Annotated in this window: 15 protein-coding genes and 1 CRISPR repeat array; of the genes, 4 read left to right on the top strand and 11 right to left on the bottom strand. The window is 52.3% G+C overall.

Features of this window, described 5'->3' with window-relative positions; genetic code table 11:
- Positions 1–53: 53 nt before the first annotated feature.
- Entirely contained in the window at positions 54–2,651 is a 2,598-nt protein-coding gene (gene acnB / locus FKM52_RS05120; RefSeq protein WP_141175109.1) for a bifunctional aconitate hydratase 2/2-methylisocitrate dehydratase, read from the bottom strand.
- A 737-nt stretch (positions 2,652–3,388) separates the two neighbouring features.
- Between acnB and mgtA the strand changes: the two genes are divergently transcribed.
- Positions 3,389–6,076, top strand: a complete 2,688-nt coding sequence (mgtA, locus tag FKM52_RS05115; protein ID WP_141175108.1) for a magnesium-translocating P-type ATPase — start codon at positions 3,389–3,391, stop codon at positions 6,074–6,076.
- Positions 6,077–6,454: 378 nt separating this feature from the next.
- Here mgtA and FKM52_RS05110 read toward each other — a convergent pair whose 3' ends face one another.
- The gene (locus tag FKM52_RS05110; protein ID WP_141175107.1) at positions 6,455–6,964 is read right to left on the bottom strand and encodes a phenolic acid decarboxylase; all 510 of its coding nucleotides are present in this window, start codon (positions 6,962–6,964) and stop codon (positions 6,455–6,457) included.
- 629 nt (positions 6,965–7,593) lie between these two features.
- Between FKM52_RS05110 and FKM52_RS05105 the strand changes: the two genes are divergently transcribed.
- Entirely contained in the window at positions 7,594–8,220 is a 627-nt protein-coding gene (locus tag FKM52_RS05105; RefSeq protein WP_141175106.1) for a hypothetical protein, read from the top strand.
- A 450-nt stretch (positions 8,221–8,670) separates the two neighbouring features.
- Here the strand turns inward: FKM52_RS05105 and cas2e are convergent, their stop codons facing one another.
- The 7 genes from cas2e to casA are packed head-to-tail and all read right to left on the bottom strand — an operon-like array spanning position 8,671 to position 14,564.
- Positions 8,671–8,964 carry a type I-E CRISPR-associated endoribonuclease Cas2e gene (gene cas2e / locus FKM52_RS05100; RefSeq protein WP_141175105.1) on the bottom strand — a complete coding sequence of 98 codons (294 nt, stop codon included), beginning with the start codon at positions 8,962–8,964 and terminating at the stop codon, positions 8,671–8,673.
- 2 nt (positions 8,965–8,966) lie between these two features.
- A complete protein-coding gene (cas1e, locus tag FKM52_RS05095) occupies positions 8,967–9,884 on the bottom strand; it encodes a type I-E CRISPR-associated endonuclease Cas1e (RefSeq protein ID WP_141175104.1) in 918 nt (305 codons plus the stop codon).
- On the bottom strand, positions 9,884–10,588 hold the full coding sequence (cas6e, locus tag FKM52_RS05090; RefSeq protein WP_141175103.1) for a type I-E CRISPR-associated protein Cas6/Cse3/CasE: 705 nt from the start codon (positions 10,586–10,588) through the stop codon (positions 9,884–9,886). Before cas6e ends, cas1e begins: the two co-directional genes overlap by 1 nt.
- Positions 10,588–11,313, bottom strand: a complete 726-nt coding sequence (gene cas5e / locus FKM52_RS05085; protein WP_141175102.1) for a type I-E CRISPR-associated protein Cas5/CasD — start codon at positions 11,311–11,313, stop codon at positions 10,588–10,590. The genes cas6e and cas5e overlap by 1 nt, the downstream gene beginning before the upstream one ends.
- Positions 11,314–11,322: 9 nt before the next feature.
- Positions 11,323–12,387: a type I-E CRISPR-associated protein Cas7/Cse4/CasC gene (cas7e, locus tag FKM52_RS05080; protein ID WP_141175101.1), complete on the bottom strand. Its 1,065-nt coding sequence runs from the start codon at positions 12,385–12,387 to the stop codon at positions 11,323–11,325.
- Positions 12,388–12,409: 22 nt separating this feature from the next.
- Positions 12,410–13,000 carry a type I-E CRISPR-associated protein Cse2/CasB gene (gene casB / locus FKM52_RS05075; RefSeq protein ID WP_141175100.1) on the bottom strand — a complete coding sequence of 197 codons (591 nt, stop codon included), beginning with the start codon at positions 12,998–13,000 and terminating at the stop codon, positions 12,410–12,412.
- Complete coding sequence (gene casA / locus FKM52_RS05070; protein ID WP_141175099.1) at positions 12,993–14,564, bottom strand: type I-E CRISPR-associated protein Cse1/CasA; 1,572 nt, start codon at positions 14,562–14,564, stop codon at positions 12,993–12,995. The genes casB and casA overlap by 8 nt, the downstream gene beginning before the upstream one ends.
- 925 nt (positions 14,565–15,489) lie before the next feature.
- On the opposite strand from casA, the gene cas3 reads away from it, so the two are divergent.
- Complete coding sequence (gene cas3 / locus FKM52_RS05065) at positions 15,490–18,213, top strand: CRISPR-associated helicase Cas3' (RefSeq protein WP_141175098.1); 2,724 nt, start codon at positions 15,490–15,492, stop codon at positions 18,211–18,213.
- 221 nt (positions 18,214–18,434) lie between these two features.
- Positions 18,435–18,620, top strand: a complete 186-nt coding sequence (locus FKM52_RS05060) for a hypothetical protein (RefSeq protein WP_141175097.1) — start codon at positions 18,435–18,437, stop codon at positions 18,618–18,620.
- Between the two features lie 91 nt (positions 18,621–18,711).
- Here FKM52_RS05060 and FKM52_RS05055 read toward each other — a convergent pair whose 3' ends face one another.
- Both FKM52_RS05055 and FKM52_RS05050 read right to left on the bottom strand, forming a co-directional pair.
- A complete protein-coding gene (locus FKM52_RS05055; protein WP_141175096.1) occupies positions 18,712–19,131 on the bottom strand; it encodes a helix-turn-helix domain-containing protein in 420 nt (139 codons plus the stop codon).
- Positions 19,128–19,439 (bottom strand): type II toxin-antitoxin system HigB family toxin, encoded by a 312-nt coding sequence (locus FKM52_RS05050; protein WP_141175095.1) that lies wholly within the window; start codon positions 19,437–19,439, stop codon positions 19,128–19,130. Before FKM52_RS05050 ends, FKM52_RS05055 begins: the two co-directional genes overlap by 4 nt.
- A 157-nt stretch (positions 19,440–19,596) precedes the next feature.
- A CRISPR array of direct repeats spans positions 19,597–21,272; the repeat unit is 29 nt; unit sequence CGGTTTATCCCCGCTGGCGCGGGGAACAC.
- Positions 21,273–21,376 lie beyond the last annotated feature (104 nt).

Here is a 21,376-nt window from a genome sequence, read left to right as displayed (position 1 = left end):
AAAAAGGCGGAACCAAAGTTCCGCCTTGATCGCCATGATTAACCCAACGAGGCTTATACCGCCGTCTGGAAAATCACCTCTTTCGCTTTCTCGGTGTACTGAGCCAGCTGGTTGAAGTTCAGATAGCGATAGGTATCTACCGCGCTCTTATCCACCTGCGCCATAAACTGCTGATACTCGTCCGGCGTCGGCAGACGGCCCAGCAGCGCGGCTACCGCCGCCAGCTCCGCAGAAGCCAGATAGACGTTCGCGCCGGTGCCGAGGCGGTTCGGGAAGTTACGCGTCGAGGTAGAAACCACGGTAGCGCCATCGGCCACGCGCGCCTGGTTACCCATGCAGAGCGAGCAGCCGGGGATCTCAATACGCGCCCCGCTTTTACCGAATACGCTGTAATAACCCTCTTCGGTCAGCTGCGCCGCATCCATCTTGGTCGGCGGCGCTACCCACAGGCGCGTCGGCAGCTGGCCTTTATGGCTGTCCAGCAGCTTGCCCGCCGCGCGGAAGTGGCCGATGTTGGTCATACAGGAACCGATAAACACCTCATCGATCTTCTCGTTCTGTACCTCGGAGAGCAGACGCGCATCGTCCGGGTCGTTCGGCGCGCACAGAATCGGCTCGTTAATCTCAGCCAGATCGATTTCGATGACCGCGGCATACTCCGCATCGGCATCGCCTTCCAGCAGCTGCGGATCGGCCAGCCATTTTTCCATGCCCTGAATACGGCGCTCCAGCGTGCGGCGATCGCCGTAGCCTTCGGCAATCATCCATTTCAGCAGCACGATATTGGAGTTGAGATACTCAATAATCGGCGCCTTATCCAGCTTGATGGTACAACCGGCGGCTGAACGCTCCGCCGAGGCGTCAGAAAGTTCGAACGCCTGCTCAACTTTCAGCTCCGGCAGGCCTTCAATCTCCAGAATGCGGCCGGAGAAGATGTTTTTCTTTCCTTTCTTCTCGACGGTCAGCAGGCCCTGTTTGATGGCGTACAGCGGGATAGCGTGCACCAGATCGCGCAGGGTGATGCCCGGCTGCATTTTGCCTTTAAAGCGCACCAGCACCGATTCCGGCATATCCAGCGGCATAACGCCGGTGGCGGCGGCAAAGGCTACCAGGCCGGAACCCGCCGGGAACGAAATGCCGATCGGGAAACGGGTATGGGAATCGCCGCCGGTGCCGACGGTATCCGGCAGCAGCATACGGTTCAGCCAGCTGTGGATAATGCCGTCGCCCGGACGCAGCGAAACGCCGCCGCGGTTCATAATAAAGTCAGGCAGCGTGTGATGGGTCTGCACGTCAACCGGCTTCGGATAGGCCGCGGTATGGCAGAACGACTGCATCACCAGATCGGCGGAGAAGCCGAGGCAGGCCAGATCTTTCAGCTCATCACGCGTCATCGGCCCGGTAGTGTCCTGCGAGCCGACCGAGGTCATTTTCGGTTCGCAATACTGGCCCGGACGGATGCCGTCCACGCCACAGGCGCGGCCCACCATTTTCTGCGCCAGCGAGAAGCCGCGCGTGCTCTGCGCCACATCTTTCGCCTGACGGAATACCTCGCTGTGCGGCAGCCCCAGCGCCTCACGCGCTTTGGTGGTCAGGCCGCGCCCGATAATCAGCGGGATACGGCCGCCGGCGCGCACTTCATCCAGCAGCACGTCGGTTTTCAGCTCAAAGCTGGCCAGCAGTTCGCCGGTTGCGTGATTGCGCACTTCGCCTTTGTACGGGTAGATATCAATCACATCGCCCATATTCAGGTTATTAACATCCACCTCGATCGGCAGCGCGCCCGCATCTTCCATGGTGTTGAAGAAGATTGGCGCGATTTTGCCGCCCAGCACTACGCCGCCGCCTTTTTTATTCGGCACGTAAGGGATATCGTCGCCCATAAACCACAGCACCGAGTTGGTGGCGGATTTACGCGAAGAGCCGGTGCCCACGACGTCGCCGACGTAGGCCAGCGGATAGCCTTTCGCCTGCAGCGCTTCGATCTGTTTAATCGGACCAACGGCGCCCGGCTCATCCGGCACTATGCCTTCACGGGCGTTTTTCAGCATCGCCAGCGCGTGCAGCGGGATATCGGGACGCGACCAGGCGTCCGGCGCCGGAGAAAGATCGTCGGTGTTGGTTTCGCCGGTTACCTTGAACACGGTAACGGTGATCTTTTCCGCCAGTTCCGGGCGGTTCAGATACCATTCGGCATTCGCCCAGGAGTGCATTACCTGCTGCGCGTGCGGGTTGCCCGCTTTGGCTTTCTCTTCCACATCGTAGAAGTTATCGAACATCAGCAGCGTATTGGACAGCGCTTTGGCGGCGATGGGCGCCAGCTTTTCATCATCCAGCGCCTCAATCAGCGGATAGATGTTATAACCGCCCTGCATAGTGCCAAGCAGTTCAATCGCTTTTTCAGGGGTTACCAGAGGAGAGGTCGTTTCGCCTTTGGCGACAGCAGCCAGGAAACCGGCTTTGACATAGGCCGCTTCATCAACGCCTGGCGGCACGCGGTTAATTAACAGATCGGACAGAAATTCTTCTTCACCCGCAGGAGGGTTTTTCAGCAGTTCAACCAGCGCGGCCATTTGGGATGCATCTAAAGGTTTAGCAACGATCCCCTGGGCTGCACGCTCGGCAACGTGCTTACGGTATTCATCTAGCACGACGTTCTCCTCGCTCTCATTGTATAGGGCTTTCCGGCCACCTTTTTTTACGGCGATCTGTGGGATGCTTATGTAGGGTGGTGCACCGGTTTCGCGTCGGCCAGCATAGCAGGATTTACCGCACTTGTTAATCCGTTTACAAAAAAGCAACATTATTTGTTAAGGCCGGTTCCCTTACGCCAGGCCTGCTGCTGCATTTTTTTAATCTTATTAACGATAAAATTAATTTATGGCCAGTGCCGTTTTGTTAAGGAAAAAAAATGCGGCTTCTGTTGAAGTGCGGTTAAGGCTGTAAATTTACCGCGCCGGTAAATATTTTTATACTTAGCGCCGTTTAGTTGCTGGAGCCACTGGTGCTTACCTATTCGATCTAACAGACCAGCCCCGCGGTTTGCCGACCGGCAGACAGCGAGCTTTCGGTTCGTCTGTGTTTTGTCAGTGAGAGATGAACCCGATGCTAATCTATCGCCACGCCCTTTTCCCCCCAGGCCGTCAACGGCCCAGGTCACTATCGCGTTATTAACGCTACGCTCTGTGCCGCTTTTTTGCGGCGCCAAACCTGTTATCGCCTGCCGGCGGTTAAGGAGACGTCATGGACGAACCCCCTTGTATGCAACGTAAAACGCGTTGCACAGGAGCCGAGTAACCTCCTCCCTTTCTCTGCAACGCCAACTTATATTTTTGCCGCGATCTCATTTTGAGAGGGATCGGGGTGCGCATAATTTGGAGTAACTGAGATGACTCAGACCATCAAACTGGCAGCGCGTCAGCGCTCTGCTGCGGCCCAACGACGCCTGCCGATCGGCGATGAAGCCGGCGTTAGCGCAGAAACTACGCTGCTGCGCCTGCAGAGCGATGAAAACGGCTTAACCTGCCAGCAGGTTGCCGAACGCCAGGCGCGCTACGGCGCCAATCAGATCGCTACTGAGCGGGCGCCGCATCCGCTCCGCCAGCTGCTGCTGGCGTTTAATAATCCGTTTATTTATGTCCTGCTGGGGCTTTCCGCTATCAGCTTTTTTACCGACTACTGGCTGCCGCTGCGTCAGAATGCGGAAACCGATCTGACCGGTATCGCTATTATGCTGACCATGGTGCTGCTCAGCGCCCTGCTGCGTTTCTGGCAGGAGTTTCGCAATAACAAAGCGGCGGATACGCTGCGGGCGCTGGTAACCACCCGCGTCAGCGTGCGGCGGCGAACAAATAACCACGCCGTAGCGGAAGTAACGGAGGTGACCCAGCAGGAGCTGGTGCCGGGCGATATTATCCTGCTGGCGGCGGGCGATATCGTTCCGGCTGACAGCAAACTGATCGCCACGCGCGATCTGCTGATAAGTCAGTCCGCCCTTTCCGGCGAAGCGCTGCCGGTAGAAAAATCCCATCGCCTTACGGCAGCAGCAGAGACGCAGCCGTTTAACGAAAGCGCGCTGTTTAACGCAGCCTCGGTTTGCCTGATGGGCACGCACGTTGTCAGCGGCGCCGCCACCGCGGTGGTGGTCGCCACCGGCAATCGCACCTGGTTTGGTTCAATGGCGCGCCGCCTGGTCGGCGAACGCCCCGCCACCGCCTTCGATCGCGGCGTCAACAGCGTAAGCTGGCTGCTGATTAAATTTATGGCGCTGATGGTGCCTGTGGTGCTGGTGCTCAACGGCTTTAGCAAAGGCGACTGGCTTGACGCCACGCTCTTTGCGCTGGCGGTCGCGGTTGGGCTAACGCCGGAAATGCTGCCGATGATCGTTAGCACCAATCTGGCGAAAGGCGCTATAGCTATGGCGCGCCGCAAAGTGGTGGTGAAGCGTCTGGAAGCGATTCAGAATCTCGGCGCTATGGACCTGCTCTGCACCGATAAAACCGGGACGCTAACTGAAGATCGTATCGTGCTCGACCGCCATCTTGATTTACAGGGCAACAGCGACGATGCGGTGCTGGCGCTGGCCTGGCTGAACAGCAAGCATCAAAGCAGCCATAAAAACCTGATGGATCGCGCGGTACTGCGGTTTGCGCGGCGCTGCGAGGGGCTGCCGCAGCACTGGCGAAAAATCGATGAGCTGCCGTTTGATTTTGAACGCCGCCGTCTTTCGGTGTTGGTCGCCGATGAACGGGGCGAGCATCATTTAATCTGTAAAGGCGCGCTGGAAGAGATGCTGGCGGTTTCTACCCATCTCTGCATCAACGGCCAGCGTCTGCGGCTGGATGAAGAGTGGCGCAACAGGCTGCGCGCGCAGAGCGCGAGCTTAAACGAGGAAGGCTACCGCGTGCTGCTTATCGGCCAGCGGGAAACCCACGCTACCGGCTGGTATCAGCAGCTCACTCTCGCAGACGAACGCGAATTAACGCTGTATGGCATGTTAACCTTTCTCGATCCGGCGAAAGAGAGCGCGGCGGCGGCGATTAGGGCGCTACAGCAGAAGGGCGTGCAGATTAAGGTGCTGACCGGCGATAATCCAACTATCAGCCGCAAAATTTGCCGCGATGTCGGCCTGACGGCGGGCGAGCCTTTGCTGGGCGAAGAAATTGAACGGCTTGACGATACGCAGCTGGCGCAACGCGTGACGCAGCATACGCTGTTTGCCCGTCTGACGCCGACGCAAAAAGCGCGCATAGTTGGGCTGCTGCAGCAGCAAGGCCATACGGTTGGCTTCCTTGGCGACGGCGTTAACGATGCCGCCGCGCTGCGGGCCGCCGACGTTGGCATTTCCGTCGACGGCGCCAGTGATATGGCCCGGCAGGCCGCCGGTATTATTCTGCTGGAAAAAAGCCTGCTGGTGCTGGAACAGGGCGTAATCGCTGGCCGGCAGACCTTCGGTAATATCATTAAATATCTGAACATTACCGCCAGCTCAAACTTTGGCAATGTTTTCTCCGTGCTGGTCGCCAGCGCCTTTATTCCGTTCCTGCCGATGCTGGCTATCCAGTTACTGTTGCAGAACCTGATCTACGATGTAGCCCAGCTGGCTCTGCCCTGGGATCGGATGGATAAATCTTTTCTGCAGCAGCCGCGCAAATGGGATGCGCGCAATATCGGCCGCTTTATGCTGTGGATGGGTCCGCTGTCGTCAATTTTTGATATCACCACCTTTGCGCTGATGTGGTACGTCTTCGGCGCTAACGGCAGCGAGCATCAGGCGCTGTTCCAGTCCGGCTGGTTTGTTGAAGGTCTGCTTTCCCAGACGCTGGTAGTGCATATGTTGCGCACCCGCCATATTCCCTTTGTTCAGGCCTGCGCCAGCCTGCCGGTAATGCTGGCGACGCTGGCGGTGGTGATAATCGGCATTACGCTGCCCTTTTCACCGCTGGCGGCTACTTTTGGTCTGCAGGCGCTGCCGCTGAGCTACTTCCCGTGGCTGGTTATCACGCTGCTGGGCTACTGCCTGCTGAGCCAGGGCGTAAAAGCCCTCTATATTCGTCGCTATGGCGAATGGTTCTGAAAAGAGGAACAACCTTTAGCATCAGCAGAACATCCGCTGCGGTTTCTCCCCGCGCCATCGCGATGCGGCGCCAGGCGAAACGTTAAACAAGCGCGAAAATAAATCCGGCCGGTTAAAAACGGCCGGGTTTAGCAGCAGAGTTTTTACTGGCGGTGATAAAAGCGCCGCTTACATCCCGCCCGCCGCCTTTATCGCCGTGATTAGCCTGCGCCTGACTACGTCAGGCTAAGCTCAAAGCTCCGGTGGCGCTAATAAGCCAGTTAAAAGGGCCGGCCCGGCTGACGGGCTTTCTTATCGCCAGACCGCCCCTGTTTGCACCGGCGGCTCTCACGTAAAAACATCAAACTGAACGCCTGCCGGCTCAGAAGCCGCACGCGCTCACGCCTGTTTTAAATTTTCCGGGAAATTATCAGGCAGTTCGCTGGCCGGGCAGTTGATGACGCTGTCATCGTTTTCACCCACGTCGCGAATAAAAGTCAGCGTGGCGAATTCATCAATCACTTCGGTTGGATAGGCCGGACCAGCTTCACGATAGCTGGCCATTTCGTCCAGGTGCTCGTTCTGGAAGCAGATGGTTTTTTCCGGGTTATTCATGACCCAGCGCGGGAAGAAAATGGTGCCGTGGAATACTTTGTCGGCAAGGTTAACGCTCAGGCTGACATCCGTACCCGTTGGCTCGGTCCAGGAGATTTTGTAAACGTCGCTTGCCAGGCGCGCCAGATAAACGTGCTGATCTTTAACCCAGCGGTTGCCAACCAGGCCGCTATGAATACGGTAATCTAACGTCTGGCTGTTTTTGACGTAAATTTCATAGTTCCAGCCATTATCATAGGTATAGACCAGATGTTTACCGACTAAACCACTCAGATCGTGTTTATCGAAGCTCATAAAATTCACTCCTCTTAGTTAGGAAGCTAATTATAGCTCAACCGCTTCAGCACGGATCTGTAAACCTAACGACTATTGCCATATATCAAACATCCCGCCTGAAGAATGCAAAAGAAAAAACTTTGTTTGATAAATCCTGCGGATTAATATTTTTTATTAATTTGTCACAGCGATATCCAATCAAACGCTGTATCACGGACAGCGCCAGATATAAAACCTGTGCGGCTTTGCCTGGCAAAGGAATAAACATAACGCGCGGCGCAGGTTGCTTTACTATCGCCCGACGCGTTATCTGCGGCAGCGAGTTAATTAGAAATTAAATAATTAACATATCTAGCAAAAGGCGACGACAGGGCGCGGTTGATAGTTTACTGAACCGGGTGCTATACCCGCGACGTTGCCAGCATAACGGGCTTCGCCTCTCTCTGCCAGCAAGAGAACAACCCGGTCAGCGCTGTTTATCGCCTTCTGTAATTTAAATAAAGAAAGGCTAATATATTGGCTGCAACATAATAGCAAATATAATATCACTCTCTTTTTCTCTGCTATTTGGGCATTGCCAGGCTGTTTATCTTTGCTATTATGCCATGCAGTTTTACCGCAATGGATACTAATGAGACAGGGAAATCATGAGGAAATATATTTTTGCCTTTTGTTTTATGGCGCTTCCTGCGCTGGCGCAAACCGATACTTTTGAGGTAGCTCAACTGAGTATAAAAAATACGATGACGGAGCCTGCTAAAGTTCAGTTTAAAGCGCTCAGGCATATAAAAAACGGGCGTGGAGAAGATTATATTTGCGGCGAAGTTTTTTCGCCGGCCGATCACAGCAGCTATCGTCCGTTCGCCTATAAAGCGGGAAAATATGTTATTGATGGCAGCTATAAATTGCCGGAGGATATTAAATTTTTCACCCAGTCTGGCTGCGGTGGAAAGGAGCTGGAAACCATCGGCTTAACGCGTAAGCAGGCTTCTTACATGTGCGGCATGTCATGGGAAATGATTACGGATGTGGTAGTGTCTGGCTTAACCCTGGAAAAAGCGGCGGATAACGCGCTGGATAAAGTTAAATCTCTCGATCCCAGAATGCCCTCTTCGCAGAAAGATCAGGTGAAAGGTATCTTTATGGACACGCTAAAAGAGATCACCTCAGATAAAAACGTTGTGGATGACATAAAGCTTCACCCTGAGGCCTCTGAAGATGTTTTTATGACCTACTGCAAAGCGAAAATGAGTGAACTTTTCCCAGGAAAGTAAGCCAGAGCAATGCAAGGCTCCGCTGCGGCGGAGCTTTTATTTTTTCATGCGCCTGCATGTCACCAGCAAAAAACTGCCAGTTCTGATGAGCCTCGGCGAAAAATGATCTGCAAACAATCATGCGTTTTCATACGGCACAGGTTGCTTAATATTTCATTTTTGCTGACGGTATTGCGACGAAGAATTGCCGCTATTTGTACGGGTGATAAAGCTAACGTCCCGCTTCATATTGATTCTCAAAACCTTTTAATCACGAATATGCATTTTACGCAATATTGAGATTATTTATCGCTCTATACCAGGCAATCAATAACAAAAACCGAGCTAACTCCCCGCAAGGTTCATTGTTCAAGTCCATGAGCGGTAAAAAGCAATTTATCATCCACAATATTTCCTGATGTGATCACCTTACTCCCGCTCGCATGGAAACGCTTTTTAAAGAACATTAAATTATTGATTATTAACAGGCAGGAAGGAAACTAAACGCAGCCCATCAAGGTCTACCGGAATGCGTCTGTTTTCGCCCCAGGTCTGAAACTCAAAGCCCGACTCGGTGTTTGTTGCCCAGGCCATCACCACATTTCCGGTTTCTGCCAATACCGAGATCTGCTCCCATATCATGGCGCGCATACGCGCTGAGACATCGCCGACATAAACGCCAGCGCGTATCTCAAGTAGCCAAATCGCCAGCCTGCCGCGCAATCTTGGCGGAACATTTTCAGTTACCACAACCAACATACTCATTGTCAGCTACTCCGGTGACCAATGTCACCCAGGGATACGGGAAGCGGGATAGCTACAGGCTGTGCATCTTCAGGAGGCGGCGGCGGCTCAATCTCTCCCGCCGCCAGCACATCCTCAATTAAAGGGATCAGCTTTTCCAGCGTTTTACCGCTACGGAAAATATCCCGGCAGGCAAGGCGAACCTCACGATCTGGCTCCGCGGGCTGGCGGCGCGCCACTTCAAACGCCTTCGGCACTACGGTATCGAATTTGATGATGTCCGCAATGTCATAGACAAATGAGAGCGGCTTGCCGGTATGAATAAAACCGATGGCGGGCGCATAGCCTGCGGCCAGCACCGCCGCTTCTGTTATGCCATATAAACAGGAGGTCGCCGCGCTGATACACTGATTCACCGTATCGCCTTTTGCCCAATCCTTTGGGTCGTAACGCCGTCCGTGCCATTTAACGCCATACTGCTTTGCCAGCAGCGCATAGGTTGCACGAACGCGGCTGCCTTCTATACCACGTAGCTGTTCGACAGAGCGACGAGCCGGTGCAGGCTCGCCAAAACGCAGCTCATACATCCGGCGCACCACCTTCAGACGCAGATCCTGATCCAACGCCAGCTTCGCCTGATAAAGCAGCTTATCCGAACGCGCGCCGCCGGGCTGCCCGGCAGCATAAACCCGCACGCCCGCTTCCCCAACCCACACCAGTAACGTTCCAACCGTAGAGGCAAGCCGCACCGCCGCATGGGAAACTCGCGTTCCTGGCTCCAGCATAATGCAGGCCACTGAGCCTAACGGAATATGAGTACGCACGCCGTTTTTATCGATTAAGACAAATGCGCCGTCGATAACATCTATCTGCCCATATTGTAAAAAAATCATCGAGACGCGATTTTTCAACGGCACGGGGTTAAGAGGAAGCCAGCTCATCAGCGTTTTCTTTTTACCATTAACAGACCACAGCCCAGCGCCTTACTTTTGCCCACTCCATGAAATAGGGCCTGCTCAAATAACGCTGCATCAGTAATACAAAGCGTGCCTTCAAAATCTACGCTGCTGAAAGTAACGGGTTTCTCCTGCGCCTTACGGATAAATTGATGTTGCCGCCAGGCTGTTACGCAAGTACAACGCACGGATGTTTCATCTTCATCTTCACCGGCCCACAGCGAAAATTCATCGATTTCCGGCGCAATCAAACGAAAGCCATACTTTTCGCCCTGTTTTTCAAGCCAGCGCTGCGCCGCCTGCTGCTGCAATTCCGGCCACTGCTCCTGCGGTACGTTCTGCGCTTTCGCCTGATATTTAGCATCCATCATGACATCACTGCGCTTTTTATTACGCGTAACAACGGGGTTAGCGCGTAACTGAAAAGTCAGCGTCATACCTTTAACCAGCTGCGGATTAAAAGGTTTAGTTTCGATATTAAACAGCTCATGCTGCGTCAGCGGCGGAATAGTGGATAAAACGAAAAAACGACCGTGATGATCCTGACGAAACAGGAACGGGCGCGTCTCCTGCTGGGGAAAAAGTTGCCACAGCCATTGATGACTGGCATAAAGCGTCGCTGAATCCCATTTGCTCAGCATTTGCGGGGTCAGCCTGTTAAATAAAAGCTGAATACGAGACAAATACATTATTCCCTCCCCAACAGCTGTCCGTAGAAACGGGCATAGCGCCCAAACTGCCAGCGCCTGCGGCTTAACGGCTGACTGTTGCTGTGCTGTTTTTGCTGGCAATCGATGCTTTGCTCATCAGGATCGTCCCAGTAACAGGCCCCACCCGATGATATAAAACCGGTTAATTCCGCTGCCGAAAGCTCTTCAACGGCACGGATAAACACCTCTTTTAGCGAGCCGCTCATCAGACGCGGCGCCAGCGGCAACGCCAGCGGGCAAGATTTTCTCCCCAGATAGAGCGGAAAATGCGGCGAGAATAGTTTCTCGCACAGCTCGGCAAGCGAATATGGCGCGTCAGGCGTGGCGCTTACCGCCACGTGCCAGTAGCCGTCGCAGCGATATTCACGCTGGGAGATCAATGTCCCGACCTCTTCTGGCGCAAGGCAAAGCTCATCCCGCCGGGTGTAATAGTTGTATTTTTTATTTTCTCGTGGGGCGCTGACGGTATGATAATCACGCAGCCAGCGATCCTGAGTCGCAAGCGCGTGCACCGCCAGATGATAATGCTGATTAAAAACGTTCAGCCTCTGCTCTTCATCCCGGCAGATGCCTACTGCCGCCGCCAGTAATCCCAGCAGAGCGGAACGCCCCGGCACCGTGGCAGAGTGACGCACCTCGCCAGGCGCTTCTTCACCCCATGAAGCAAGCGGCGAATAGAGCTGGAAAACCAAGTATTCCTTCATTATTCATCCTCACTGGCTGACAAAGGCCAGTAATTCCGCCAGCGTTCCCTTACCTTCCGGCACGTTCAGTTCTGCCCAATCGTCAGCGCACTTGCCATAAACGCGATCAAAACTATCCCGCTGCTGTTTCAGGCGCTGGATAGCTGCCGGGATCTGATCGGCATCATATACTGGCTGGAAGAACGCCGCCGCCAGCGAACGCGGCTGCCGCTGTCCAACTTCCGCCAGCGCATAAGAGGCATAGGCGCGGGAGGCAAAGCTGTTTTGTTTGCCGATCGGCGATACGGTTAAGGCTGTTTCCGTCAGCGCGGCGATGGCGCGTTTCGCCAGCTCTTCATTGCCGCCGAGGTTTTTTATTAGCAGATCGCGGCTAATGCAGATATAGGTGTAAAAAAGCGCCGAGGCAAAACTCTGCTCGCCCATATGGCCGGAACCGGCATCTTTTTCTATATCCATATACTTCAGATCGTCAACGGCGGTGAAAAAATCATCCTCAACCGTCACGGCGCTAACCCCCAGCGCATGGGAAACCTGACAGGCGGCCTCGACATTGAAATCCGGCGAAGAGGCCAGCATACGACCAAACAGCGCCATATCAACGGTACGTTGCTCTTTACGCAGCAGCTTCACTTCTTCTTCATTAGGTTCACGCTTTTCGGCGATTAAGGTATCAACCAGCTGTTTGATCAGTTCAATTTCATGTTTACTGAGGTGGGCTATTTGCTCTATTTCAAGTTTTTGTTCAGACGTGGCATTTTTATCTTTTTTAAGTTTGCCAAATTGAGCGGCAATTTTTTCTGCGGCTGCCCTGGCGATTTTTTCCGCAACGCCTGCGTCGTTCATCGGCTTATAGACATATTCTATGCCCATGCGTCGCGTGCGCTTACCGATATTTCCTTTTACCGCCTCATCAAAAGTATCTGAACAGCGCCAGGCGCGCTTCAGGCTTTGCGACGATACGCGCAGGCGCTCAACGCCGCCCATATAAGCGGTTTTCGGACGTCCGGAATCATCACGGTTCAGATTGGCAGGCGCATAGGCAGTTAACAGATGAAGCTGAATAAAAGTCGTCATGGTTAAGTCCTTCTAAAAATAGTTATACGTCACGTGCAGTAAAAAGATATTCATTTGCCCAACGAATACGGTTTCTGGCAAAAGGATTACGATCTTCAGGCTGATGCGCTTCGCGCCGCTGCCACTCTTCCATCCATAAGAAAATGCTATCGGCCAGCGAGAGAATATTGACGCCATAATAATTGCGGAGCTTTACTGCTCTAATCAGTAACTGACAAAGGGTTTCTGGATCGCGCGCTTTTTGCAGACGTTCAAAACGCAGAGAAGACAGAATGGGTCTGGCGCTTTCAGCTTTTTCTCCAAGTTGAGCAGCGAAGCTTAATTTTTGATTCTCATATTTAATATGCACAGCAACGCTGACAAATAACGCCAGCGCCATGTCATCTATCGGACGCAGCGCCATATGTGCTACAAGTCGCTGACGAAGAACGCTATAACCTTCGCTCATCATTACGTCATAAGGAGGCTGCATGCGTTTAATCTTGGCGCGCCAGGCTCGTCCGTTACCCTCTTTGGCATAGCGTTCGGACAACATTGCGAACCAGTCGCGTATCGTCTGTTGCGCCTTTGGACTCGTAATTTTCCGCAACGCCGCGGTATCATTATTAAACACTTTTCGCCTCCTGTTCTTCTTTCGCTAATGCGATTAGATCCTCACGCATTTTTAGCTTGTAATAGCTGCCAATTAATATGCGGCGTGCTTTTATCTGGCGCAGCAGAATATCGTCCGGGCAATCAGGATCGGTTAACGCATCACGGTCAAAAACCTGCAATAGATAGTTAATTAACTCGCTTTCCCAGTTACGTAACGCCTGGCGCGTTGCGAAATCTTTGCGCTGCGGATCGGCCATCAGGGCTTTTAGTAACGTACGAAAGGCGGGTTCGGTTTCCTGCCAGAAAGCAATATCCACCATGCTGAAATCAAACTTAGCCTCTTTGGGATTTTCAAACATAGCGCTTTTTAATGCATATCTGAGCAGCGTTAATGATTCCGTTGCCAGCTGTAGCACCAGAGAAATAGCATCCTGAAAACGTCGGCGTTTGGGGCGAGAAACATTAAGCAGCGGAATACGATGTTGATACCAGCAGCGCGCCTTGGCATTATCCATATCCCAGGCAAAGCACCATAGCCCGGTATCTATTTTGTCCCTGTCGCTGGCATAGCGCACTACTTTTGCCGATTGGCATTTATTAAATTTATCACTATATTCCAGGCTTACGCCCAGCCAGTCTTTATAGCTTAGCCCTCCCGGCTGGCCCTTTAATGCCAGCCAGGGCGCGGAAGGATCTTTCAGCGCCTGACGATAAGGTGAGAGAGGATGCAGCCAGCCATCATACTGCACGCCATAATTTTTAGTGCGCATTTGCAGCAGCAGCTTTTCATGTGGCTCGCCGCATAAATCACAGACACCCGCCTGGGTATGTGAAAAATCCAGCTCAATACGCCGCGGCATGCCCCAGTACGCCTGAAGCGGATGGGCATTTTCCGGCGTGACAACGTTTCCGGCTTTTTCACTGGTTTTTGTCGGCGCTAACCAGGGAAAAACCAGCGGATACTGTTCAGGTTTTAAAGCCTGCTCCTGCGGTAAAATATTGAGCCATAGTTTTTTCCACAGCGGGAATTTTTCCTCCTGCAGCGGAACAACCAGCGTTGTTAGCGGCCCGCCGCCGCGCATTCCCACACGATAGCCCGCCCCACCCGCTGGTGAGTTGGTTTGTACCGCAAAGAGCGCCATAGCCGCACAGTGCGGACAAATTTGTTCAACGCTGCCGCGCTTGACGAAATGATCTTTATTTAGCTTGAGGGTGTTTCCGCCCGGCGCTTCAATCAGCAACCCGGATATTGAACTATTTTCACTATCCAGCGGCTCAAAGCTTTGCAGGAATGACGGTTTCTCTGCACCGAAACGTAAGGCAGGAGAAATGGAACTTAATGCCTGCGTCCATTTTTCGGCATCAATACCGTCATCCCAAACCTCATCCCAGCTATCTTCATCTTCTGGCGCAACGGTGCATTGCAGCACGCCAATCAGCATTTGCCACGCAGCGCCCTGGAAATCAGACCGGGGCCAGGCAACATCCATAATATTGTCATTTAACAGCTCAGACAGAGAGATTTTGGTTTTCTGCCCATCGTTCAGAATGACAGGCAGCCATTTCTCCTGGGTTAAATCCATATCGTTACTCCTGTAATGCTGGCCCAACCGGGCCAGCTGGACGAGTCAGCGCTTTAATCCAGTCAACAGAAATGCCATTAACAACAGCATTTCTCCCTGGGTTAGCACGGTGGTGATCACCATAATGCTCCCTCATTATTTGCTGATGACCGGGGCGTCCTGTTAGAATGAAGTTTCGATGCTTATCCAGACAGATGCCCCACCTCTGACGTGGGCTCTGTTCTGGAACCTCATTACCCATAGCGTCAATAAGGCTAATATACTTCGATTTTCTTTCGCTATCAACTCAATAATAAGAGAGAGGAACATTATGAAGAACATCAGACTAGCCTTGTCATTTTCGGTCTGCTAAGCTTTTCAACTCCCCATAGTTGTGGGGTTGAACCAAGAGACGAACACGTTGCTAGTTTTGTGCTTTATTGTTCCCCGCGTAAGCGGGGATAAACCAGCAGTACATATTTTGCACACTTCTGAATCCGCATCATTTGCCATACACCTCACCCAATATCTGTGTCAAAGCGCACGCCCTGCTTCGGGCTTTTCCAGGAAGAGTGGGCTGGTGTTGCATCAGCACCTGCAACAAATATCCTGGTTGCTTATTAATTATTTCCAATAAGCGTTGCGGTTTTTTCCTTTAAGGCATCAGGCTACGTACAACAACAACGTTGCTCTTATATAATCTGCGGCTCAGGTACGCCGAACACTTTCCGACGCAAAACGAAAAAGGTTTGCACAAAAATTATTAGCATCGAATATTTCTGTCATAACAGATAGCAGCGAAAATAGAAAATTATAAACCCTTATTGGTTGAAATAATAAAACCTACGCTACAAATTATTTATAGTGTGAGAGAAAACCATTTTTTTCGTAAGTCATCCAGCTTACTATTTTCTATAATTCTAATATAACATTTCAGGTAAAAACCATGACAGCATTAACACTCCCGGAATATTTACGCTATTGGGGAAAAACCAACAGATCCGCCAGTGATAAAAATTCTCCTTATCATCTTCTCGCTTATCACTGCCTTGATGTAGCAGCCTGTGGATTTTACTTCGTTAAAAATAACATTTTTAACATTAACGATATGCTGCGTAAATGTGGAATATCAGATAAAGATGGCGCAAACTGGATCGCCTGGCTCTTCGCCAGCCATGATATAGGTAAATTCGCCAGAGGTTTTCAAAAGTTCGCTTTATTTCCAGATACCCCGCTGGTTCGTCCGATTAGCGGCATTGCGGCTTTAGAACGCCATGATACGTTAGGTTTTTATTTATGGACTGAATTATTTAAAGAGTGGTGTAATAATGGTAATAAAATTATTGCAAATATAGAAAAAGAGCATCGGGATAAATTTAAAAGCTCATTAACGACGTGGTTATCCATTAGTACGGGACATCATGGCATCCCGCCGGATACGCAAAGTAGAAGTTCTCTCGCCTTTGATGATGAAGATATTGCTACGGCGGGCCGCTTTCTGGAAGCGTTGTCCCAGCTCTTCCCTTTCACCCTGCCGCAGGAATGGCAACAAAAAGAGAGTAAGAAAAATCTAAGGCAACAAAGCTGGTTTTTTGCCGGATTAATAACGCTGGCTGACTGGATGGGATCAAATGAAACCTTCTTCCCACTTATCAGCAGCCCGATGACTCTGGAAGAATATTGGCCTCTTGCCTGCGAAAAAGCCCAGCGGGCGCTATTGCACGTCCCCGAACCCTCAGCACTTAGAAGCTATAACGGACATCAGGCGCTTTTTCCTTTTATTGAAACGCTGACGCCCCTGCAGCAACGGGCGGCTACGCTGGATATCTCCGCTCCCGGACCACAGTTAATTATTATGGAAGATGTGACCGGCGCGGGTAAAACCGAAGCCGCACTGATTCTGACGCACCGCTTAATGTCAGCGCAGAAAGGTAATGGGCTCTATGTCGGCCTGCCAACAATGGCGACGGCCAACGCAATGTATACGCGGCTGGCAAAGGCTTATCGCGCGCTATTCAGTAATGAAGCCAGACCTTCACTGGTACTGGCTCATGGCGGACGGGAAATGTCCTCTTCCTTTAAAGAGTCTGTATGGCAGCCCGGCGAAGGATCAACGGAAAATTATGCGCAGGACGATGCCAGCGCCCTGGGCGAGTGTCATGCCTGGTTTGCTGACTCCCGTAAAAAAGCGCTGCTTGCTGAGGTGGGTGTTGGTACGTTGGATCAGCTGCTGATGGCAGTAATGCCTTTTCGCCATCAATCACTGCGACTGCTGGGCATGTCTAATAAGATTCTGCTGCTGGATGAAGTGCACGCCTATGATGGCTATATGGTGAAACTACTGGAAGGTCTGTTGCACTTTCACGCGGCACAGGGAGGCAGCGCGATTATTTTGAGCGCAACGCTGCCAGCCGGATTACGAGAGAAATTAGTTTGCGCCTTTAATGAAGGCGCAGCATTTCCTACTAAGGATATTAGCGAAGAGGCGGATTACCCCTGGCTAAGTCATCTTTCTTCTACGGGCCTTACAGAACAACCGCTGGCAACGCGCCCGGAAGTGCAGCGTACTGTCGCCATTAACTGGCTCTACGAGCGCAATAAGGCGTTGGAACTTATCTATCAGGTGGTGGAGTCTGGCGGATGCATCTGCTGGATCCGTAATACAGTTGATGAGGCACTGGAAGTATTTCAGCATTTATTGAATGACAAAAGAATCCCCGAAGAGGATTTGTTGTTATTCCACAGCCGTTTCGCCTTCGCGGATCGAATGACTATTGAAGGAAAAACGCTTAGCTGGTTTGGTAAAGACGCACCGCCTTCCGAACGGAGAGGAAAAGTTTTAATCGCCACTCAGGTGGTTGAACAAAGCCTGGATCTTGATTTTGACTGGATGATTTCTGATTTAGCGCCGATTGATTTGCTTATTCAGCGCGCCGGGCGCTTGCAGCGGCATACCCGCGATGCACAAGGAAATATTAAAAATAGTTTGCCCGATGAACGCCATGCACCGGTACTACATATTCTCGCCCCGGAATGGCAGCCACAAGCAAAACAGGGATGGCTGGGACAAGACTTACGCGGCACCGGCTTCGTATATCAGGATCATGCCTGTTTATGGCGTACGCAGGCATTGTTAAGGGAAACGGGAAAAATAGAGATGCCGGAAAATGCGCGTACATTAGTTGACGGCGTTTATGGGCAAAAAATTACCGCTCCTGCTGACCTGCAAACGCTTGCTGATTTGAATTTTGGCCAAATCCTAAGCAAGCGTTCGGTTGCTGCGCAAAACTTATTACTACGGGATAAGGGCTATGACATAAAATCCAGCGATTTTTTATGGGACAGGGATCGCGATTTTACTACCCGTCTCGGTGAAGAAAGCGTGGATATTTATCTTGCCTGGATGGATGAGGAGCATGTATTGCATCCCCTTGTTGAAGACGGCGAATACTCATGGGAAAAAAGCCGCTTATCCATACGGCTTTCCTTATGGAATGAACTTTACGCCAGTTTTTCAATACCTGACGAAGATCTTCTTGAGCGGTTCCGTAAAAAACAGTATCGCCCAGCCGCCCAGGTTGTATTGGTATCTCCAGAGGGAGAAGCACCTTATTACAGCAGGCGCTTTGGCCTGACAGGTAGAAAAAAGATATTTGACTCAAGCAGCTAACTTTACAGGCTGGGGGAAGATAGCGGGGAAATCTTTTTACTCCTGACAGATACCGGTTTATCCCCGCTGGCGCGGGGAACACACTGACCTGCCCCTCTGCCGGAACCGCCATTACGGTTTATCCCCGCTGGCGCGGGGAACACACTTTCTCGTTGAACAGCAGTTAGAGCCTTACCTTGATTTCATTAAAGGGCATCCTATTGATTGCAAAAGAGTACAGAATGAAATTTGTAAAATCGTTAATGTTCCACGCAATTGAGGGGGTCATTACCTTTCTGGCTGTGATTTTTGCGATGGGGTCTTTCTTCTGGTTTGAAAGCACATGGATAAAGTTTGCAGGGTGTATTGGGGCATTGATAGTTGGCTATGCGCTCTCATACGCAGCCGCCAAAATTAGAGGTGGTTGAGGTTAAAGCCACTCAATTGAGTGGCTTAATCATATGCCTTTAAAGCAAAATTTTGGTGGCCCATATTGGGCTTGAACTGGTGACCAGGCAATTACAGGAACCATTGCGGCTTCACGCCGAACCGTTCCGAAAGCGCCTTGATGTGTGAGATCGTCAGGGAGCGCTGACCGGAGAGGATCTGGCTCACCAGCGATTTAGAGCCGATCTCATTCTTCAGGTCGGAGTATGACAGCTGGTGCTGATCAATCAGCGTGCGCAGCAACGCGACGCCCACCGGCATTTCTGCGACTTCTTTGTTGAACTCCGCAAAACGTTCGCTGTTGTCTTCGTAGTCGGCAATTTTGGCCGCCAGGAAGTCGATCAGCGGGTTTTCGTCGTCGTGGTCAATCAGGTAGTCCACCAGCGCCAGCGCGTCACGGTAGTCTTTCTCTGAGGTGCTGCCCCCCAGCAGGGGGACGGCAGCTACCAGTAGTTTCGTTGCTTCGGTAGCTTTAGTGATGTCGGCGATCATTCTTTGTTCTCCCGATAGTAGCGAGTCAGCTTATCGTATTCAGTGTGGGTGGCGATGTGCTTCACGTAGAAGCGCTTATTCACGAAGTTGATGTAGGCGATCACTCGCAAATTGCTTCCCCCTACATCTAAAACCCACCATTTTTTACGGTACTTAAAATTGTCCAGGCTTGGCACGGCGGCGCGCAGTTCTTCGGGCGTTTTGAAGTCTGTTTCGCGTACCAGACGATACAGTGCCTTGATGGCCGTAGCATCGTTAGGAAATGACCGCGCCGCTTGCTCAAATGGCTCTTTTGAAATGACGTGCATTAAGTGATTCCGTTCAGGCGTTCACATTATGTAAACACCATAACGCACTATAGCCCTGGCTGCAACATGGATTACTATGCTGGTGTGAATGGAATTTCGCCCGCCGCAGCGGGCATGTTTTACAGATCGAAGAGAATGCTGGATTCGTCGCGGGGGCGCGGTTTATCCCCGCTGGCGCGGGGAACACTTCAATTATTTGTTTTTCATTGCAACCGCATTCGGTTTATCCCCGCTGGCGCGGGGAACACTAATATCGTATTCATTCAGGGAGTTAGCAACGCGGTTTATCCCCGCTGGCGCGGGGAACACCCAGGTACTCAACGGCTTCAGCGTCAAGTCATCGGTTTATCCCCGCTGGCGCGGGGAACACATGTGATCGATCTTCTGTCAGAGGAAACAGGGCGGTTTATCCCCGCTGGCGCGGGGAACACATAAATTGCTATCTGGTTGCGATCTGGAGTTACGGTTTATCCCCGCTGGCGCGGGGAACACTGAGGTATCAAATAATCAGTTGAGTCACCAGGCGGTTTATCCCCGCTGGCGCGGGGAACACCCTCTCGTATATTGTTGATATTTATCCAAAAGCGGTTTATCCCCGCTGGCGCGGGGAACACCGGATACGCTCCAGCCAGGTTTTGTTATCTGCCGGTTTATCCCCGCTGGCGCGGGGAACACTGGTGACGCTGCCGATGGCCGAGGAATTGAATCGGTTTATCCCCGCTGGCGCGGGGAACACAGGTTACGGTCGCCAGCCTGCACAATCTCCAGCGGTTTATCCCCGCTGGCGCGGGGAACACCAAACCTCAGTCGTGAAGCCCAACTGGCGGGCCGGTTTATCCCCGCTGGCGCGGGGAACACAGCGTGACGGCGGACACCACTATCCCGGCAGGCGGTTTATCCCCGCTGGCGCGGGGAACACCCATCCGTTGCAATGAATTTAGGCCAAGGATTCGGTTTATCCCCGCTGGCGCGGGGAACACGCGCCGAATGTGAGCGGGCAAACGCCAGCGCCGGTTTATCCCCGCTGGCGCGGGGAACACACGCGCGCCTACGGCATGATTGTCGATCCGGCCGGTTTATCCCCGCTGGCGCGGGGAACACATGGCAATAAACTCAACAACAGCGCAGCGAATCGGTTTATCCCCGCTGGCGCGGGGAACACCATACGTTTTTGGTAGCTACGTGTCTAAAATACGGTTTATCCCCGCTGGCGCGGGGAACACAAAAAAATCAGGTCAACAAGAGTGGTACCATGCGGTTTATCCCCGCTGGCGCGGGGAACACCGCTGCGCCGTGCGGGTGACCTCCGGCATAAACGGTTTATCCCCGCTGGCGCGGGGAACACAAAAATATCCCGGCGGACTTCCTGCTGTAATCCGGTTTATCCCCGCTGGCGCGGGGAACACGCGAATATCTGCATTGCGAATTCCGATTCACGCGGTTTATCCCCGCTGGCGCGGGGAACACCTAAAACACGCATCAAATGGTGCAGACAGCTACGGTTTATCCCCGCTGGCGCGGGGAACACGGTGAAAACGTGGTAGTTGACGAGACGCGTGGCGGTTTATCCCCGCTGGCGCGGGGAACACAGGTTGCTAATCAGAGTGAAGGTGGGCGCGAGCGGTTTATCCCCGCTGGCGCGGGGAACACGAAAATGAAAATGCCACACAAAGACCCCGGCTCGGTTTATCCCCGCTGGCGCGGGGAACACTGTTGATTCCCTGACCAAAGCCCAAAAAAGGGCGGTTTATCCCCGCTGGCGCGGGGAACACTGGGATTCGCTGGGGATTGGTTTCTTGCGGGACGGTTTATCCCCGCTGGCGCGGGGAACACTCTAAAATTATACGATTGATTTATAACAAAAAAAAAAGCACAAAAAATTCCACCAACTTTTTTCGATTTTTAAAGAGCTGTAACTCACTGAAATTAAAAAAATT

It is taken from the genome of Mixta tenebrionis (assembly GCF_006517625.1).
GTDB classification, from domain to species: domain Bacteria; phylum Pseudomonadota; class Gammaproteobacteria; order Enterobacterales; family Enterobacteriaceae; genus Mixta; species Mixta tenebrionis.
The sequence above is the reverse complement of the archived record's forward strand: the minus strand, read 5'-3'. Positions and strand labels throughout refer to the sequence as shown.